The following is a 17,753-nucleotide window of genomic DNA, read 5'->3' on the forward strand; positions in this document are numbered from 1 at the left end:
GGCCCCATCCATGGGTCTTAACGGTCGTCATTGAACCGGATCAGCCGCGCGCCTAACTACCTACTCAATGAATGAATTGAAGAGGTTTTTTTTCTCACCTCTCTATCAGACCATCTCCTTTAGCAGACATTAAACTGCCACCCTGGTACGGGACCCACTCCCCCTCATGTCCAGCAAATTTATCAGGAAAGCGTCGAGGGGCGAGCCTCCCGCACCCCGCCCTGCAGCACTAAGCCCAACCACTGGGACGACACTCATATCGATCAGTTCGGTTAGAACATCTACAAGCTGCTGTGCCCTGTTTTTATTGTGAAAAACCACCGCATCCACTAGCACTTGAGCCGACAGTTCATTGCAGCCATCAAAGCATTTTTTCCAATCAGCCATCAGCTTTGTCTGGGATACCACCATGGCTGCATACCCGGTTCGATAGACCTGGTCGCCAGGGAAGTCATTCGTCGATGTAGGAGGCTCGCCGATCGCCACCACGACGCGATGACCCGCAAGCTTCAGACCGATTGCAGTTTGGGCCAGATCCTCAAGTTCTTGCTTGATCACCCTACCCATGGAGTCAATGAGCGTGCTTTCAGATTGGGACACCAGATGCAACCCACATGAGGTCTTCAAAACCTGCCTTGTCACGATGACTCTCTCCCTGGAACACGGCGCAGTCGTATGTTTAAAGCCACGCTCTGTGTGATCCCGATCTCATTTATCTTCGGCTGCCAACACATACATCTGGGCAGCCACCTGCAGCTTGAATTTGTCGTCTGGATTGTCGAGCGAGATGTTCAACATCGACTCGATTCGCTCGACCCGGTATCGCAGGGTGCTGATATGGATTTCCAATGCCTTCGCGGTATTGAGCAGTTGAAAACCCTCCCTGGCCAAGGTCAGCACAGTCTCGATCAAGGCATTTCCACGCTTGGGATTACCCAATGGCGCAATTAGCTTTTCCATCAGCAAACGTCGGGCATCCGCATCTCCCATCAGAGCGCGAGGGAACAGAACCTCATCGAAGTCATGCAGCTTGCCCGGCTTGAGCAAAGGCATCAGGGCGAGTACATCCTCTGCACCCTGAGCCATACCCGTCACACCTTGATGTACACGACTGACAGCCATCGCGCTGCCCTCAGTGCGCACTGACCTCCAAATCGTGTCCGGGGAGTTCTCTGCCGGGAGCAGAAAACTGATCTGATTCAGCGACACAGACACCAGTGGAGCAATCCCCAGCCCGCGCATCGACTGAGCAATTCGGTCAGCCGTTTTTGAGCGGCGATTGAACCCTTCTACAGAAAGCGGGATGGGTTCATTCAGCAGCACCAAGCAAACTCTATAGTCCCTGTTCTCACCCCAACCAGAGGCCTGTGCTCGCTCTATCGCACTTGGAGTGGCGGAAAACTTGCCCTCCAACAGACCGGCGACGAATGCGTAACCAAGACGGGTCTCCTGATCTGATAGCTGACGCTGGTAGGCGAGATGAAGCGCTGCAATCACCGCCGCATGTTCGAGAGCCCGGGATTCCAGCTCTTCAAAAACGCCTTCGTCACTGTGCAACCAGACAACACCAACCACTTCGCCGCGTAGCCTGATGGCACCGCCTAATCGGGGCCGCCCCACACTCTCCGTCACGACTTTTGCAGTACTGAAATCGAAGAACCCGGCCAGAGTTTCCAGCTCGGTGATTTTCTTTATGAGTGCGCGCTCCGCCACCTCGTCAACTGCGGAGTCTGACGCGCCCAACACAGTCCCATCCATCGAGACGACCGTTGCGTTCTTGTCTAAAGCCGATTTCAACGCTCTCGCCAAGCCCTCCAGGTTGTTCCCCTCAAGGGCTGCTTCGGTCAGCGTCCGGTGAATATGGTCTGAACGGCGAATGGTCTCGGCCTGGATATTGATGATCCGTGCCAACACATCGTGCATGATTTCGCTGAACTGAATGTCCCACGGCAACTCAAGCAGCGGTAGGTCACACCGGTTCGCTTCATCAATAGCTGCCTGTGTGAAATGCTCACGGAAATGAGGGACAGCCAGTACTACGCCAGCCAAACCGATTTCGGCCAGCCTCCGCACCATGACACGACACTCTTCGTCGTCCACGGGCCAGTTGTAGCCCGTGGTCAACAGTAGCTCGCCAGGCTTGAGCCAATTGGTGATTTCAGGATGGTCGACGATGTGAACCCACGTAATTTCGCGATCCATGGCGGTTTCCCCCGCCACTACAGAGGCCTCGCGTAGCACAGTGTTTTCTATCGCTGCATCGAGTTTCATGACCTACCTATCTCACTCAAAAAAATACATACGACTGCATTCGGGGGCTGCCTAGGTATAACGGCCACAGCAGCCTAACGCTTTGAGAATGCAGCCCCTGGCGCATCTAGCCCAGAATTTTTGCGAGGTATTCCGCCAAATGCATGGCCTCCCTGCCGCTCACATTTCGAATCTGCCCTCGACAGCTGAAGCCATCCGCAACTACCGCTGCCTCCTGCGGAATCTTGTCGATGTGAGGCTTGAACTCATTCTCACCGATGACCTTCGCAATCGGAGCAGTTTTGCTGTGGTACGCGTATGCACCTGCAACGCCACAACAGCCAGCGGCGATGACCTGCCCCTTGCCACCCAGCTTCTTCAGAACGCCCTGCTCCCCCTCCATTCCACCACAGGATTTCTGATGGCAATGACCGTGAATACGCACATCCTCGTTGATGGAAGGTAGCTCCAGAGCTCGGCTCTTGATGAACTCGCTCAAGGTCATGATCGACTTTTCAAGCTGCTTGGCACGCTTATCGTTCGGGAAAAGGCCTGGCATCTCTTCTCGGAACACAGACAGACAGCTTGGCTCAAGTACGATGACGGGCAGTCCGTCTTCGAGCACCGGCTCCAGCTGAGTAAGGATCTGTTCAAGATTAGATTTGGCCTCATCGATCATGCCGACGTCGTAATAAGGCCGTCCGCAGCACACGTGCCGCTTCATCAACTTCACAGTGAAGCCAAGTGCTTCGAGTACGGTTACCCCTGCTTCAAGCACCTTGGGTGTGAAGCCATTGTTGAAGCTATCTACCCACAAGAGCACATCGTTACCGGCCCTGATGCCTTCACTCTGCAGGATGCGCTTGGCGGTGGCAGCGCTTCGGAAGCTTTTGGAAGCGATTTTTGGAAACTTGGCTTGCCGTGCCAACCCGAAATAGGCTCCAGCCGTGCGCACCAAGGGATTGCCCATAGCGTAGTTGAGGACAGGCGAGAGCTTGGTCGCATGAGGCAACCACTCACCAATACGCCCGATCATCGCGTCCATCACTGGGCGGCGTTTTTCGCTGTAATAACGGCTGAGGAATTCCGTCTTGTACCTGGCAATGTTCACATTGGTTGGGCAGTCCGTTTTACAACCCTTGCAGCTAAGACAAAGATCGAGCGAGTCCTTTACCTCCTCGTTCTGCCAGGCATCCTCAATAACCTCACCCTTCAAAAGCTCGAAGAACAAACGCGCACGGCCACGGGTGGAGTATTTCTCCTCGCGGGTTGCCCTGAAGCTCGGACACATGGTGCCGCCATCGAGGGAGCGGCACTTGCCCATTCCGATGCAGCGCTCGGTCTCACGGGCCAGGCCCTTGTCACCTAACCGTGCGTCGTAGGTAAATTGACTGGGGATTTCACGGCGCTGGTAATCCGGGCCCAACCGCAGATTGGCATCGACCGGCATGGCATGGATAAGCTTGCCTGGGTTCATCTTGTTCAGCGGATCCCAGATAGACTTGAATTCTGCAAAGGCATTCATGATCTCGTCCGAGTACATGATGCGCAGATACTCACCCTTAGCTTGCCCATCACCATGCTCGCCAGAGAGCGATCCGCCGTAGCGTACGACTAGATGCGCCGCTTCATCCAAGAACGCACGCCAGTTATCCACGCCATCCCGAGACTTCAAATCGAAGGTGATACGGGAGTGGATGCAACCATCACCAAAGTGACCGTAAAGATTTGTCTTGTAGCCGTAGCTGCTGACCAGGCTCTTGAACTCCCGCAGGTATTTGCCCAGATGTTCTGGCTCAACTGCAGCATCCTCCCAACCCACAACTGGATCAGGCTCGTTCGGATCCAAGCCCAGCGAAGTAGCAGACGCGCCGGTCTCGCGTATTGTCCAAATCCGATTCATCAACCCCGAGTCAGTAACCAATCGAACACTTGGTCGCCCCGGCAAATCAGCAGCGATGTCGACTGCTTTCTGAGCAAAGGCCGTTGCCTCTTCAGTGGATAATGCACCGAACTCGATCATCAACCAGGCATTGCCTGCTGGCAGCTCGGCAATGTCAGCCAGCTTCATACCGCGTACTTTCAAGCCATCAATAATGCCGTCGTCCAGCCCTTCCATAGCAATCGGATTCAGAGGCAGCAGCTGCGGCACTGAGTCAGCAGCGTAGTAGATCTCTTCGTAACCCAGAACCACCAGCACCCGGTGAGTCGGATTCTTCACCAGAATGGTTTCGACTTGCAGAACGGTCACACAGGTTCCTTCGACACCCACTAACGCCCGTGCAATGTTGAACCCGTTTTCAGGCAGCAACTGATCAAGGTTGTAGCCGGACACACGACGCTTGAGTTTGGGGAAGCCCTGTCGAATCTGCTCCTCGTTACGATCAACCAAATCCTTCAGCGCCCGAACGATCTCTGCCCGCCGGCCACCCGCCTCAATATGCTCCTGATAAGCCGCCTCATCAGTCGGCCCCACCCAGAATCGCTCACCGTCGTAAGTCAGCACCTCCAAACGCTCGACGTTCTCGACGGTTTTGCCCGCCATCACTGAGTGGGCACCGCAGGAGTTGTTGCCGATCATCCCGCCCAAGGTGCAACGGCTATGCGTTGCCGGATCTGGGCCGAATGTAAGGCCGACTTTCGCAGCCTCACCTTTCAACTGATCGCAAATCACCCCAGGCTCAACGCGAGCCAATCGCTTTTCAGGATCAATTTCATGGATGGCATGAAGGTACTTTGATGCGTCGATAACGACTGCCGCGTTCACGGCCTGGCCACACATGGAAGTGCCAGCACCGCGCGGCAGAATGGGGATGCCGGCCTCACGGCAGAGGCGAACCGTGGCCTCGATATCGGCAATGCTTCTCGGAATTACGATACCAATGGGCAACTGACGGTAGTTCGAAGCCTCGGAGGCATAGATGGCGCGAGTGGCGGCATCGAATCGAACCTCAGCCGAGGTCTGCGCCTCAAGCTTTGAGCGCAGGCTCAACAGGAGGTTAAGGTCGAACGGGATAGGATTATTTTTTGTCATTTGGAAAAGCCTGGTCTCGATCAGCAGCACGGTTGCAACGAGGCGCTCTACAACGACTGATAGAGGTAGAGCGACGGACGATAACAACTGTAAGCCGAGAGCAGACGCCGCTCTACCAACTCAAAATAGGAAGTAGCAGCGCCCTTTTCCACCCCTAAGAAGGAATCACAATTGGCGCTGAACCTCCATGACTGCATCAAAAATCCCAAAGCCCTGACTCATCAAAGGCCTGGGATTTTCTCGGTTATCGACGGCCCGGCTGCCTATAGCCAGACATGACACCCACCAGGCTGAATGCAGCAGCAATCATTACGTAGAAGGCAGGCGCCGTGACCGTGCCTGTTGCACTGATCAGCCAAGTCAGAATCAGCGAGGCAAAGCCACCGAAAGTCATCACCGCGAGGTTGTAGGCCAGGGACAGGCCAGTGGAAAGCACTTTGGCCGGGAACGTCTCGGACAGAGCCGCCAAGATAGGGCCGGTGTAGACCGCAATCAGCACACCGAATACAGCCTGAAACACGCACAGCGTGTACAGCGATGGAGCGCTAGCGATCATGTTGAACATCGGCCAAGCCAGCAGCAGCATCGACGCGCAAGCACCCACCAACAGATACTTGCGTCCGATCTTGTCAGAAATCCAACCGGTAATTGGTGAGCATAGGGTGATCACGCCACCCCCTACCATTGCCGCAATGAACGATGCCGACTGAGGAAGCTTGAGCACCTTCACTGAATAGGTGGGCATGTAGAATAGGATCACATAGATGCACACCGTCCACAGCACGATCATGGAGAAGCTGGCAACTGCTTGCCATGGGTAATCACGAAGCACATCGCGCAGCGGCGTCTCAGTAAGATCCGAAGACTCCTCAAAGACGGGCGACTCATGCAGATTTCGACGGATGAAGTACCCGATCGGGCCGATCAAGATGCCGAACAGGAAAGGAATCCGCCACCCCCAGCTTTCAACCTCTTCAGGACTAAGACCCAGGGTGATACCCGTACCGAAACAAGCCCCCAGCAGCACGGCAAAACCGATGCTGGTCTGAATCCAACTGGAATAGTAAGCCTTCTTGCCCTCTGGCGCCTGCTCGGTGAGATAGGCAGTAGCCGCCCCCATTTCACCGCCTGCAGAAACACCCTGCAGCAGACGAGCAAAGACAATGATGCACGGCGCCAAAAGACCTGCCTGTTCGTAGGTCGGCGCCAGGCCAATCATGGCGGTGCCGACACCCATCAAAATGATGGTGAGCGACAGCGCACCCTTGCGACCATAACGATCAGAGTAGATACCAATGAGAACGCCACCTATGGGCCGGACTAAAAAACCGACACCAAAGGTCGCCGCCGATAGCATCAGTGACGTTAAGTCATCTCCGGTAGGGAAAAATAACTTCCCGATGATTATGGCGAAGAAGCCATACACCATGAAGTCAAACCACTCGAACCCATTCCCTAGAACAGTAGCGATGATGGCTTTGCGCCGCATCGCATTCGCGTCCACTGCATGACCTACATCCACGCTTACTGCACTCATTTTCAAATCCCCTTCGAGCTTTCTGTGAAAGCCGCGCCTTTTGTCGTTGTAGTAGGGTTCGATCATTGAGCGCCCGAGAACGGCTCGTTTCTACCGCACAAAAATAGGAATTCGGACTAAGAAAATCCTATTTCACACATTTCCACCTACCTCGAAATGGATTTTCCACTCAACCATTTGCACTCCAAACACTAAGAATCTGTGGCATCGCCCAGCTAGGATGATTGAAGGGCAATTGATCCAGCCGTGCATTCAAGCCGCGCCAACGGGACAGCTGAGATAGCCCATCACGAGCCTGAGCAGCACATTCGATTCAGGCCAATTTGACTACTGCCCATCTGCCTAGGGACTGCCCAATGCCACAGTCCCGACCTGAGTGGCTCGACACCGTGCTGGCTGAGCCCTCAGCTCCAATAGCTCCAGCACAAAGCCGTTGCTGAGTGCTCACTAGAATAATGGGAGACAACGTGAAGTCGAGCGCAGATACCCCCATCGAGGTAGGCGAAGAAATGGTCGCTGGCTTCGCCAAGAAAGGTCTTGGCCAAGTCAAACCCGCCACCAGCAATGAACGCGGTACCGGGCCATTCGTCCGACTGGTTCTTCGAGGCATCACAGTTATCGATGGCACCGGAGCCCCGCCCTGGGGGCCTGCCGATATCGTTATCGAAAATGGCATCATCACTGAGATCGCGGCAGTAGGCGTACCTGGGCTTCCGATAAATCCCGCCAGGCGCCCCGCCAAAGGCACCCGTGAAATTGACTGCCATGGCAAATTCGCCACGCCAGGCTTTATCGATTGCCACGCCCATGTTGGTACGCCCTTCCACGCAGAAAGCGGAGAAATGCTCCCAGCAGATTACGTATACAAGCTCTGGCTCGCTCACGGCGTCACATCCGTGCGGGAAGCAGGCTGCATGAACGGGCTTGCCTGGACATGCGAACAGCAACGCGCAGCAGCCGATAACGCCATCGGCGCCCCGAACCTATACCCTTACGTTTACTTCCCCGCAGTGAACGACTACCTGAAGGTGATCTACAGCCCCGAGCAAGGACGTGAGTGGCTGCGACAGGTTGGCGAGAAAGGCGCATGTGGCGTGAAGTTTTTTGGATCTCCGCCGGCCATCATGGAAGCCGCCCTGGACGAGTGCAAAAAGCTCGGCCTCAAGACTTGCTGCCATCACGCTCAGCTCTCGGTTGGACGGATGAACGCGCTAAAAACAGCCATGTGGGGACTGACCAGCACGGAACATTCCTACGGCCTTCCCGAAGCGCTCATGGAAGGCAGCACCCTCCAGTTCATTGACGACGACTACAACTACAACGACGAATACATACGCTTCGCCACCGCCGGCAGGACGTTCCTCCAGGCAACAAAACCCGGGAGCGGCAAATGGAATGAGGTGCTTGAGGCATTCCTCGAAGCGGGCCACACCTTTGTTCCGACCATGAACGTCTACGACAGCAACCGTGACGTCATGCGCGCCCGCCGCGCCGATTGGCATGAGGAGTACACCGACGCCACGTCCTGGAACTACTTCCAACCTCAACGTGGTGGGCACGGGGCCTACTTTTTCCGCTGGTCAACCAAGAACGAGCTGGAATGGAAGGAAAGCTTCAGGATCTGGATGCAGTTTCTGAATGAGTACAAAAATCGAGGAGGCCGAGTGTGCCCTGGCAGTGACTCCGGGTTCATGTTTCAGGTTTACGGCTTCGGCTACATCCGCGAGCTCGAACTCCTCCAGGAGGCAGGCTTCACGCCGCAAGAGGTCTTGCGTGCAGCCACTATGCAGGGCGCTGAACTACTGGGTATTGAGCACAAGACCGGTACGCTGGAGGTCGGCAAAGAAGCCGATATCCTCATTCACAATCAAAATCCCATGGCCGACTTCAAGCTTCTCTACGGGACTGGCGCCGTCCGACTTAATGACGACACCAATGTGGCCGAGCGCAAACGCTGCCTTGATTACACGATCAAGGGCGGCGTGATTTTTGATACCGAGGAACTGCTCGCCGATGTGAGAGAAATGGTTGGTGAAACCTGGAGCAGCGACCACAGGTCAAGCATTTAGGAGGCACACATGATTCCTCCTTCCAAGGGCATCGATTTCTTCATTTTGACCGGGCCGCTGGGCAGCGGCAAAACCACCTTGCTGGAGCACCTCCTCTACACGCTAGAGGACAGCACCGGAACGGCGGTGATCGTCAATGACGCAGGTGCCGTCAACATTGACGGCGCTGTGCTCATGGATTCGGCTGATGGGATGGTGATCGAAACGCTGAGCAATGGCTGCGTCTGCTGCAGTCTTGGCAATGACCTGGTTAGCACAGTGCTAAGCCTCATCGAAACCAGAGCCCGAATGGATCTGCCTCCATTCGAGCGGATCATCTTGGAGTGCAGCGGGCTCTCAATGCCAGGCGAAGTAATGCGCGCCATGACCGGTCTCGCTCATCTGCAAATGGCCGTATCGATCATCTGCACCTACGACTGCACCAGGCCGTCCTTACAAAGCTCTCAGTTCGACGCAGCAGCAGCTCAACTTAGTGCGGCTCAAACCATTGTGCTCACCAAGGTCGATTCAGCCTCAGAGCAAGAACTGAGCACTGCTAGGATAACTACGGAACGGATCAACCCGTTCGCAACCATCATCCAGGAGGCATCGCAGGCCAGACGGAGTCAGCAATCATTTCTGAACACCGCCCTGCGCCCACTTGATAACACTCTACCCCAGCGCAAACTCGTTCAAGCCGATGCCCACCCTCGCATACACGTCTACCAGGCCCAGCTGTATGAGCCAGATCCTGGCGATACCATCGATTGGCTTGAAAACGTCACAGGCAGCCTCGGCGAAAAGCTGTTGAGAAGCAAAGTTCTGATCTGTACCCCAAGGGGAGACCTCCTGATGCAGACAGTCGGTACAGCTTTTTCGGCTCCAAGGTTGCTTCGCAAAAAATCCGAAGGCAGATCTGTGGCCATCTTCATCACGCAGGACTGCGAATTGGCCGAACTGACAACGGTCCCGTCCAGCGTTTCGGTAACGTGGGCACAAGAGCCCAACTAGATAATGAAGGCTCCTCGCTGGAGCCTTACCGCCATGCTCCACTCTCCTATCCCGCAACCTGCGTCCTGCTCAATACCCACCCTCTTCGAACCCTCACGCCAGTACCCACACGCCTCCCCCAGTGCCTCAATAGCCCTTTGAACGATCAACGACATTGAGCAGTGGCAACCCACGCTGCTCTCGCTCCATATTCGCCGTAATCACAGCCACAGCACCTTTGACCTGCACGTTGCTCGCAATGTGCGGCGTCACCAAAACCCGAGGGTGGCACCAGAACGGATGATCAGGGGAAAGTGGCTCCTGATCGAAAACATCCAGAACCGCCCCCCCGAGCCTTCCTCCATTCAATGCCTGCAGAAGATCTTCTTCAGCTACATGCGCACCTCTAGCGACATTCACAAGCCCAGCGCCCTGCGGTAACCGATTCAACGTGGCGGCATTCAGAATCCCCTGGGTTTCAGGAGTTAAAGGCAGAAGGTTGACCAGAATGTCGCACTGCTCCAAGAAGTCATACAGCTCTTCTCGTCCGACATAACACCGCCCATCCGGTACCTCTTTGTAGGAGCGATTCCATGCGCTCAAACGAAAGCCGAAGGGTCGCAAACGGTCGAGAGCGACTAGCCCCAAATTACCTGCGCCCATGATGCCAACGCGGCGCTCGCTGGCTGGAATGATGGGCAAGGGCGTCCAGCATCTCTCCCGTTGACTGATCTGGTAATCGAAAATGTCACGATGCAGGGCGAGCACGCTAAACACTACGTACTCGGCCATGATATCGGCCATCGACGTTTCGATGAGGCGCACCATCGAAACATGCTCTGGCAGCTGGGACAGGTCGAACTGATCGACACCTGCGCCGGCTGAGTACAGCGCCTTGAGGTTCGGGAATCGCTGCATGAGATCCGGAATCGGCTCCCAGGCGATGATGTAGCAAACCTCAGCTGGATCACCCACATCTGGCCACTGACGAAACTCAAGCCCGGGGGCCTGTTTTGAAAAAGCCTGGTGCCATTCAGCTGCAATGCTGGGCTCGGCCATGTACAGGATACACATGTCTAGCTCCTAGATTTTTGAGCAGACATCATGCGTGCCTCACAGCACTGATTACTTGACACCAAAACACTATGGAGCTCGCACTCATTCCTACCCGGAGCCGATTGTTAGCCAGCGCTAACGTGGGCAGTCCGGAACGCGCACATTTCCGTACCCACAGAAAGGACTCTCATGGTCAGTCATTGCTTCTTGCTCACCTACAGCGTCTACCTGTACGCGCAGACATCGAATGCCCACTCGGGGTTTGGGGAAGTTGATTCGAGAGCACTTACGCGCCTTCAGGCAACAGGCTTCGATCAAACATGAACGCTTGCTGCCCCCGCGGCGTGTACTCATACAACTGCTGCGGCCTGCCCAGCTTTGGCTGATGCTTCTCGCCGGTATCCCTTACCCACCCAAGTTCGCGCAAACGCTCCAGGCGTTTGCGCACGGAGGTGCCGTTCACCGCCTGTCCCAGGCATGCCTGCACCGCCCCGAGCGCATCCTGCACAGTGAACTTCTGCGCCAATAGGTAAAGCGGCAAGCTGCTGTACACCGTCTTTGCCGCCAGCCGTTCGCGGGCCCGCTCCACCAGCAGGTTGTGGTCGAAGGGCAACAGCACCTTGCGCCCCAACACACTGTCCAGATCGAAAAAGGCCAGTTGCTCGCCTTCGACGGCCTGCGTTGGGTCGAGCAACGCCAGGTAATAGGTGCTCAACGACCACCCTCGCGGGTCGCGGAATGCATTGCCCTCGGTACCCACCTGCTCCATGTAGCACGGTTGCACCCGGGCCTTCTCGTGCAGCGCCCGGCTGGCGGCACCTTCCAGGCTGGTGTCCGGGGTTCGCCCATTGACGATGACCCCGGGCAAAGCCCACTGGCCGGCATGCGGCTCGCGCTCACGACGGTGCAACAACACTTGCAGATGCTGGGCATCAGGGGCCAGGCGCAGGGCGACGATGTCGACACTGGCCAGGACTTCGACTGTACTCACCGTGCAGCTCCTTATTCAGTAGCGCGATAATCCACCAGAGCATCTAAGTAAGGCAACCACTATGCCCATATAGCTTGCCACTTGACACACTTAATACACCAGGTAGATTATGTAAGTATTCCAGCACGGAGTACCGCCATGAAGATTGCCAGTTTCGATGTCGACGCGCAAAACGGCTTTACTGCCAATGCGCCGCTGGAGCTGCCCGTCCCCGAAGGCGACGAAATCGCGGCTGACCTGAATGCCATGGCCCTGCGCGCCGACCTGCGCCTGGGCAGCAAGGACGCGCACCCGGCCAACGCCGCCTGGGTAGTCGCCGACCCGGCGCACATGCTGCAACCCCTGCAACTGGCCAACGCCGACCTGACCTGGGTCAGCCACTGCGTCCCCGGCACACCGGGCTTCGCGCTGCTGCCCGGCCTGCCCGCTCCCATCGACTACGACTACTTCGTCTGGAAAGGCGTCGAACCCGACCTGCACCCCTACGGCGCCTGCTATCACGACCTGGCCGAGCGCCGCTCCACCGGGGTAATCGAATACCTCAAGGTGCAGCAGGTGAGCGTGGTGATCGTCGGCGGCCTGGCCCTGGATTACTGCGTCAAGACCACCGCCCGCCAATTGCGCCAGGCCGGCTTCCAGGTGCTGCTGTACCTGCCGGCCTGCCGCGCCCTTACCCAGGCCGGCGCCATCGAGGCGTGTGGTGCGTTGGCCGCCGAGGGCGTGATCCTCTGCGGCGACGAGGCCGCACTGGACCACCAGCTTGCCTTGATCAAGGAAGACCGCTCATGAGCGACAGTGTTTTTGGCCCGCGCATCATCCAGAACCTGCTGGACACCGACTTCTACAAGATCACCATGATGCAGGCGGTGCTGCACAACTACCCCAACGCCGAGGTGGAATGGGAGTTTCGCTGCCGCAATGGCGAAGACCTTTCCCCCTACCTGGCCGAGATCCGCTATCAGGTGGAGCAACTGGCCGAGGTTACCGTCACCCACGACCAACTGGCCTACCTGGAAAAAATCCCCTTCCTCAAGCCGGACTTCATTCGCTTCCTCAGCCTGTTTCGCTTCAACCTGCGCTATGTCCAGGTGGGCCTGGATGGTGCCGGGCAACTGGCAATCCGCGTGCGTGGGCCGTGGTTGCACGTGATCCTCTATGAGATCCCACTGCTGGCGATCATCAGTGAAGTACGCAACCGCTACCGCTATCGCGAAGTGGTGATCGAGCAAGTTGGGGAACGCCTGTACCGGAAGCTGGACTGGCTCAAGGCCGAGGCCAGCGCCGATGAGCTGGCCGGCTTCCAGCTGGCGGACTTCGGCACCCGGCGGCGCTTCTCCTACCGGGTGCAGGAGGAGGTGGTGCACATCCTCAAGCACGATTTTCCCGGGCGCTTCGTCGGCACCAGCAATGTGCACCTGGCCCGCGAGTTCGAGCTCAAGCCACTCGGCACCATGGCCCACGAATGGTTCATGGCCCACCAGCAGCTCGGCCCGCGCCTGATCGACAGCCAGGCCGCCGCGCTGGAATGCTGGGTGCGGGAGTACCGCGGGCTGTTGGGAATAGCGTTGACCGACTGCATCACCATGGATGCCTTCATTGGCGATTTCGATCTGTACTTCGCCAAGCTGTTCGATGGTTTGCGGCACGACTCGGGCGATCCACTGGCGTGGGCAGAAAAATCCATTGCCCACTATGAGCGGCTGGGGATCGACCCGAAGAGCAAAACGTTGATCTTTTCCGACGGCCTGGACTTTGCCAAGGCGCTGGGGCTGTACCGGGCGTTGCATGAACGGATCAATGTGAGCTTTGGCATTGGTACCCGGCTGACCTGCGATATTCCTGGGGTGGAGCCCATGAACATCGTGATCAAGATGACTGACTGCAATGGGGCGCCGGTGGCCAAGATTTCCGACAGCCCAGGCAAGACGCAATGCCGGGATGAGAATTTTGTGGCCTACATGAAGCATGTCTTCAAGTTGAATTGATGTTGCCTGGACCGGCCTCTTCGCGGGCACGCCCGCTCCCACAAGGATGGAGTGACTTTGAAACCAGCGCTGTACCTGTGGGAGCGGGCGTGCCCGCGAAGGGGCCCGAACAGTCAACCGACCTCTTGCATACCAACACACAACTCAAGAAACCGTGCCGCCGCCCGCGATGGCGTGGCCGCATGCGGCATCAGTATGGAAAACCGTCTGACCAAAGGCTGCGGCGCAACCTGCAACCTGTGCAGCGCCCCATCCTCATGGCGGATGGACATCGCCGACACAAAGCCAACCCCCATCCCCGCTCGCACCGCCTCCTTCACCCCTTCCACCCCGGCAATCTCCAACGCTACGCGCATCGCCACCCCATCACGGGCAAACGCCCGCTCGACGATCTGCCGCACCCCCGAGCCGCTCTCGCGCAGCACCAACGGGTAGCCACCCAGTGACGCCAAAGTCTGCTGGTCACTGCCAGCCAGCGGATGACCACTGGGCACGATGGCAACGATCTCGTCCTCCCGCCAGGCCGTCACTTCCGTGCCCAAGGGCAGCTCCTGCCCAGGCGGCCCTTCGATCAGGGCGATGTCGACACTGTCCAGCGCAGCGACGATCTCCGCCGTGTTGCCGTGCGATGTCGTCACCAGCACGTCCGGGTGGCGGGCATGGAAGTCGGCGATCAGGTAAGGCAGCAGGTAACTGGCGGGTGTGGTACTGGCACCGATACGCAATGTACCGCGCTCCAGGCCACGCATGGCCTCGCGCAATGCCTGGGCCTGGCGAAAGGTTTCGCGCAGGCGCTCGGCATGGGCCAGCAACTGCTCGCCGGCTGCCGTCAACCGCACACCGCGGCCGGCACGCAGATACAGCGGCTCGCCAAACGCCTCTTGCAGCAGCTTGAGCTGGCCGGACACCGCCGGCTGCGACAGGTGCAGCGCTTGGGCCGCATGGCTGATGTTGCCGTGCTCGGCCACAGTGGCAAACGTTATCAGTTGTTCTGGGGTCATGATTGAAAAATATCAGTTATTCGGATATTTGCCATTTTAAATTACGATTTTTTATAAGCTTATAACCAGATTAACGTAGGCCTTGTCGAAACACCTTTCCCGGAGGACTCACATGGCCACGGTTCCGTCCCACCCCGCTTATACGCCTACCCTCTCTACCCGAGGGCGGCTCAACGGCATCCTGTTCGTCGCGCTTTTTGCGCTTGCGGTCACTCAGCTGGCTGCCTTGCCCGCCATCGCCAACCTGGGCATCAGCCCGCTGATTGTCGGCATCGTCGCCGGCGCGCTGTACGGCAATGCCTTGCGCGATGGTGTACCGGCCAGCTGGGCTGCCGGCATCAACTTCTCGGCCCGCGGCCTGCTGCGCATTGCCGTGGCCTTCTTTGGCCTGCGGGTCAGCCTGCAGGAAATCGCCGAAGTCGGCTGGTCGGGGCTGCTCGTGTCGCTGCTGGTGGTCTCCAGCACCCTGCTGATCGGCCTGTGGTGCGGCATGAAGCTGTTCAAACTGGACCGCGATACTGCCCTGCTAACCGCCGCTGGCAGCGCCATCTGTGGCGCCGCCGCCGTGCTCGCCTTCGAATCGGCGCTGCGCAGTGCCCCGCACAAGAGCGCCATGGCCGTTGGCAGCGTGGTGCTGTTCGGCACCTTGTCGATGTTCCTCTACCCGCTGGCCATCAATGCCGGCTGGCTGCACCTGGATACCCTGGGTGCCGGGCTGTTCCTGGGCGGCACTATCCACGAAGTCGCCCAGGTGGTGGGCGCGGCAAGTAACGTCAGCCCTGAAGCCACTCACATCGCCACCATCGTCAAGATGACCCGGGTGATGCTGCTGGTACCGGTACTGCTGTTGGTAGGCCTGTGGATCAGCCGCTCGCGCAAGGCCGGCCAGGCGCAGGGCAATGGGCGCATCGCGATGCCTTGGTTCGCCTTCGGCTTCCTTGCCCTGGTGCTGGTGAATTCGCTGCAGGTACTGCCGGGTAGCGTGACCCAGGCGGTGAACAGCCTCGACACTTTTGCCCTGACCATGGCGATGACTGCGCTGGGGATGGAAACCCGCTTCAGCCAGATTCGTCAGGCCGGGCCAAAGGCGCTGGCGACCGGGGCGATTCTGAACCTGTGGCTGGTAGGCGGTGGCTTGGCAATTACCCTCGGTGTGCAGAAGCTATTGGGATAAACCGGGACCGGGTTGGCTGCTTCGCGGGCTTGCCCGCTCCCACAGAGGCCTGCGCGGTACCTGTGGGAGCGGGCAAGCCCGCGAAGAAGCCAACCCGGTCTCAAGGTTTTTCACCACCCCCCTCGTTGCCGTCCACATTTCTCGGTATGGTGTTGTCAAAGAAGGATGTTTTACCCGCACAGGAAAGACTTAGATGCCTCAACGCAATGTCATCAATGCATCCGTCAGCCCCAAAGGCAGCCTGGAAACGCTGTCACAACGTGAAGTGCAGCAACTGAGTGAAGTCGGTACCGGTAGCCTTTACACCCTGTTCCGCCAGTGCGCCCTGGCCATCCTCAACACCGGCGCCCATGTCGACAATGCCAAGACCATCCTCGAGGCCTACAAGGACTTCGAGGTTAAAATCCACCAACAGGACCGTGGTGTGCGCCTGGAGCTGCTGAATGCCCCGGCCGACGCCTTCGTCGATGGCGAAATGATCGCCAGCACCCGTGAAATGCTGTTCAGCGCCCTGCGCGACATCGTTTACACCGAGAGCGAGCTGGCCAGCCAGCGCATCGACCTGGAAAGCTCCCAGGGCATCACCGATTACGTGTTCCACCTGCTGCGCAACGCGCGCACCCTGCGCCCGGGTGTGGAGCCGAAGATGGTGGTGTGCTGGGGCGGCCACTCGATCAGCACCGAGGAATACCAATACACCAAGAAGGTCGGCCACGAACTGGGCCTGCGCAAGCTGGACGTGTGTACCGGTTGCGGTCCGGGCGTGATGAAAGGCCCGATGAAGGGCGCCACCATCGCCCACGCCAAGCAGCGCATGCATGGCAGCCGCTACCTGGGCCTTACCGAGCCGGGCATCATCGCCGCCGAGGCGCCCAACCCGATCGTCAACGAGCTGGTGATTTTGCCGGACATCGAGAAGCGCCTGGAAGCCTTCGTGCGGGTCGGTCACGGCATCATCATCTTCCCGGGCGGTGCCGGCACGGCCGAGGAGTTCCTGTACCTGCTGGGCATCCTCATGCACCCGGACAACCACGACGTGCCGTTCCCGGTGGTGCTCACCGGCCCGCGCAGCGCCGAGCCTTACCTGCAACAGTTGCATGCCTTTGTCGGCGCCACTCTGGGCGAGGCGGCGCACCGCTTGTACGAAATCATCATTGATGACCCGGCCGAAGTTGCCCGGCACATGGTCGAAGGGCTCAAGGAGGTCAAGCAGTTCCGCCGCGAGCGCAACGACGCCTTCCACTTCAACTGGCTGCTGAAGATCGAAGAGAGCTTCCAGCGCCCGTTCGACCCGACCCACCAGGCCATGGCCGAGCTGGACCTGCGCCGCGAGCTGCCACCCCATGAACTGGCGGCCAACCTGCGCCGGGCGTTTTCCGGCATCGTTGCCGGTAACGTCAAGGACAAAGGTATCCGCCTGATCGAGGAACACGGGCCGTATCAGATCCACGGCGACAGCGCTGTACTGGACCCACTGGGCCGGCTGCTACAGGCCTTCGTCGACCAGCACCGCATGAAACTGCCCGGCGGCGCAGCGTATGTGCCGTGCTACCAGGTAGCGACCTGACACCCGCTGCCTAAACAGTCATCCCAGGCTATTGGGGCCGCTTCGCGGCCCATCGCCGGCAAGCCAGCTCCCACAGGGCCCGCGCAATACTGAAGGTCTGCGCAGTACTTGTGGGAGCTG

13 protein-coding genes are annotated in these 17,753 nt (G+C 58.1%); 6 read left to right on the forward strand and 7 right to left on the reverse strand.

What is annotated here, in order from left to right; genetic code table 11:
• Positions 1-129: 129 nt before the first annotated feature.
• From ABOC32_RS20195 to ABOC32_RS20210, 4 genes are all read right to left on the reverse strand, one after another.
• Positions 130-600, reverse strand: a complete 471-nt coding sequence (locus tag ABOC32_RS20195; RefSeq protein WP_426808567.1) for a hypothetical protein — start codon at positions 598-600, stop codon at positions 130-132.
• A 108-nt stretch (positions 601-708) separates the two neighbouring features.
• Positions 709-2,271 (reverse strand): PucR family transcriptional regulator, encoded by a 1,563-nt coding sequence (locus ABOC32_RS20200; protein ID WP_426808568.1) that lies wholly within the window; start codon positions 2,269-2,271, stop codon positions 709-711.
• A 106-nt stretch (positions 2,272-2,377) separates the two neighbouring features.
• A complete protein-coding gene (locus ABOC32_RS20205) occupies positions 2,378-5,284 on the reverse strand; it encodes an FAD-binding and (Fe-S)-binding domain-containing protein (protein WP_426811633.1) in 2,907 nt (968 codons plus the stop codon).
• Positions 5,285-5,528: 244 nt separating this feature from the next.
• Positions 5,529-6,773, reverse strand: a complete 1,245-nt coding sequence (locus tag ABOC32_RS20210) for an MFS transporter (protein WP_426811634.1) — start codon at positions 6,771-6,773, stop codon at positions 5,529-5,531.
• Positions 6,774-7,288: 515 nt separating this feature from the next.
• Here ABOC32_RS20210 and ABOC32_RS20215 point away from each other — a divergent pair.
• Both ABOC32_RS20215 and ABOC32_RS20220 read left to right on the forward strand, forming a co-directional pair.
• Positions 7,289-8,890 (forward strand): amidohydrolase family protein, encoded by a 1,602-nt coding sequence (locus ABOC32_RS20215; RefSeq protein ID WP_426808569.1) that lies wholly within the window; start codon positions 7,289-7,291, stop codon positions 8,888-8,890.
• 9 nt (positions 8,891-8,899) lie between these two features.
• Positions 8,900-9,880: a CobW family GTP-binding protein gene (locus tag ABOC32_RS20220; protein WP_426808570.1), complete on the forward strand. Its 981-nt coding sequence runs from the start codon at positions 8,900-8,902 to the stop codon at positions 9,878-9,880.
• Positions 9,881-10,006: 126 nt separating this feature from the next.
• Here ABOC32_RS20220 and ABOC32_RS20225 read toward each other — a convergent pair whose 3' ends face one another.
• Together ABOC32_RS20225 and ABOC32_RS20230 are read right to left on the reverse strand one after the other, a co-directional pair.
• Positions 10,007-10,933 (reverse strand): 2-hydroxyacid dehydrogenase, encoded by a 927-nt coding sequence (locus ABOC32_RS20225; RefSeq protein ID WP_426808571.1) that lies wholly within the window; start codon positions 10,931-10,933, stop codon positions 10,007-10,009.
• Positions 10,934-11,201: 268 nt separating this feature from the next.
• Positions 11,202-11,906 carry an NUDIX hydrolase gene (locus ABOC32_RS20230; protein ID WP_426808572.1) on the reverse strand — a complete coding sequence of 235 codons (705 nt, stop codon included), beginning with the start codon at positions 11,904-11,906 and terminating at the stop codon, positions 11,202-11,204.
• A gap of 138 nt (positions 11,907-12,044) precedes the next feature.
• Between ABOC32_RS20230 and ABOC32_RS20235 the strand changes: the two genes are divergently transcribed.
• Both ABOC32_RS20235 and pncB read left to right on the forward strand, forming a co-directional pair.
• Positions 12,045-12,695 carry an isochorismatase family protein gene (locus tag ABOC32_RS20235; protein ID WP_426808573.1) on the forward strand — a complete coding sequence of 217 codons (651 nt, stop codon included), beginning with the start codon at positions 12,045-12,047 and terminating at the stop codon, positions 12,693-12,695.
• A complete protein-coding gene (gene pncB, locus ABOC32_RS20240) occupies positions 12,692-13,891 on the forward strand; it encodes a nicotinate phosphoribosyltransferase (RefSeq protein ID WP_426808574.1) in 1,200 nt (399 codons plus the stop codon). The genes ABOC32_RS20235 and pncB overlap by 4 nt, the downstream gene beginning before the upstream one ends.
• A 113-nt stretch (positions 13,892-14,004) precedes the next feature.
• Here pncB and ABOC32_RS20245 read toward each other — a convergent pair whose 3' ends face one another.
• Positions 14,005-14,892, reverse strand: coding sequence for a LysR family transcriptional regulator (locus tag ABOC32_RS20245; protein ID WP_426808575.1), 888 nt, complete (start codon positions 14,890-14,892; stop codon positions 14,005-14,007).
• A 112-nt stretch (positions 14,893-15,004) separates the two neighbouring features.
• Between ABOC32_RS20245 and ABOC32_RS20250 the strand changes: the two genes are divergently transcribed.
• Both ABOC32_RS20250 and ppnN read left to right on the forward strand, forming a co-directional pair.
• On the forward strand, positions 15,005-16,066 hold the full coding sequence (locus tag ABOC32_RS20250; RefSeq protein ID WP_426808576.1) for a YeiH family protein: 1,062 nt from the start codon (positions 15,005-15,007) through the stop codon (positions 16,064-16,066).
• 193 nt (positions 16,067-16,259) lie between these two features.
• Positions 16,260-17,633 (forward strand): nucleotide 5'-monophosphate nucleosidase PpnN, encoded by a 1,374-nt coding sequence (gene ppnN, locus ABOC32_RS20255; RefSeq protein WP_234228014.1) that lies wholly within the window; start codon positions 16,260-16,262, stop codon positions 17,631-17,633.
• The last annotated feature ends 120 nt before the right edge of the window (positions 17,634-17,753 follow it).

It is taken from the genome of Pseudomonas sp. WOUb67, from assembly GCF_050058005.1.
GTDB lineage: Bacteria > Pseudomonadota > Gammaproteobacteria > Pseudomonadales > Pseudomonadaceae > Aquipseudomonas > Aquipseudomonas putida_R.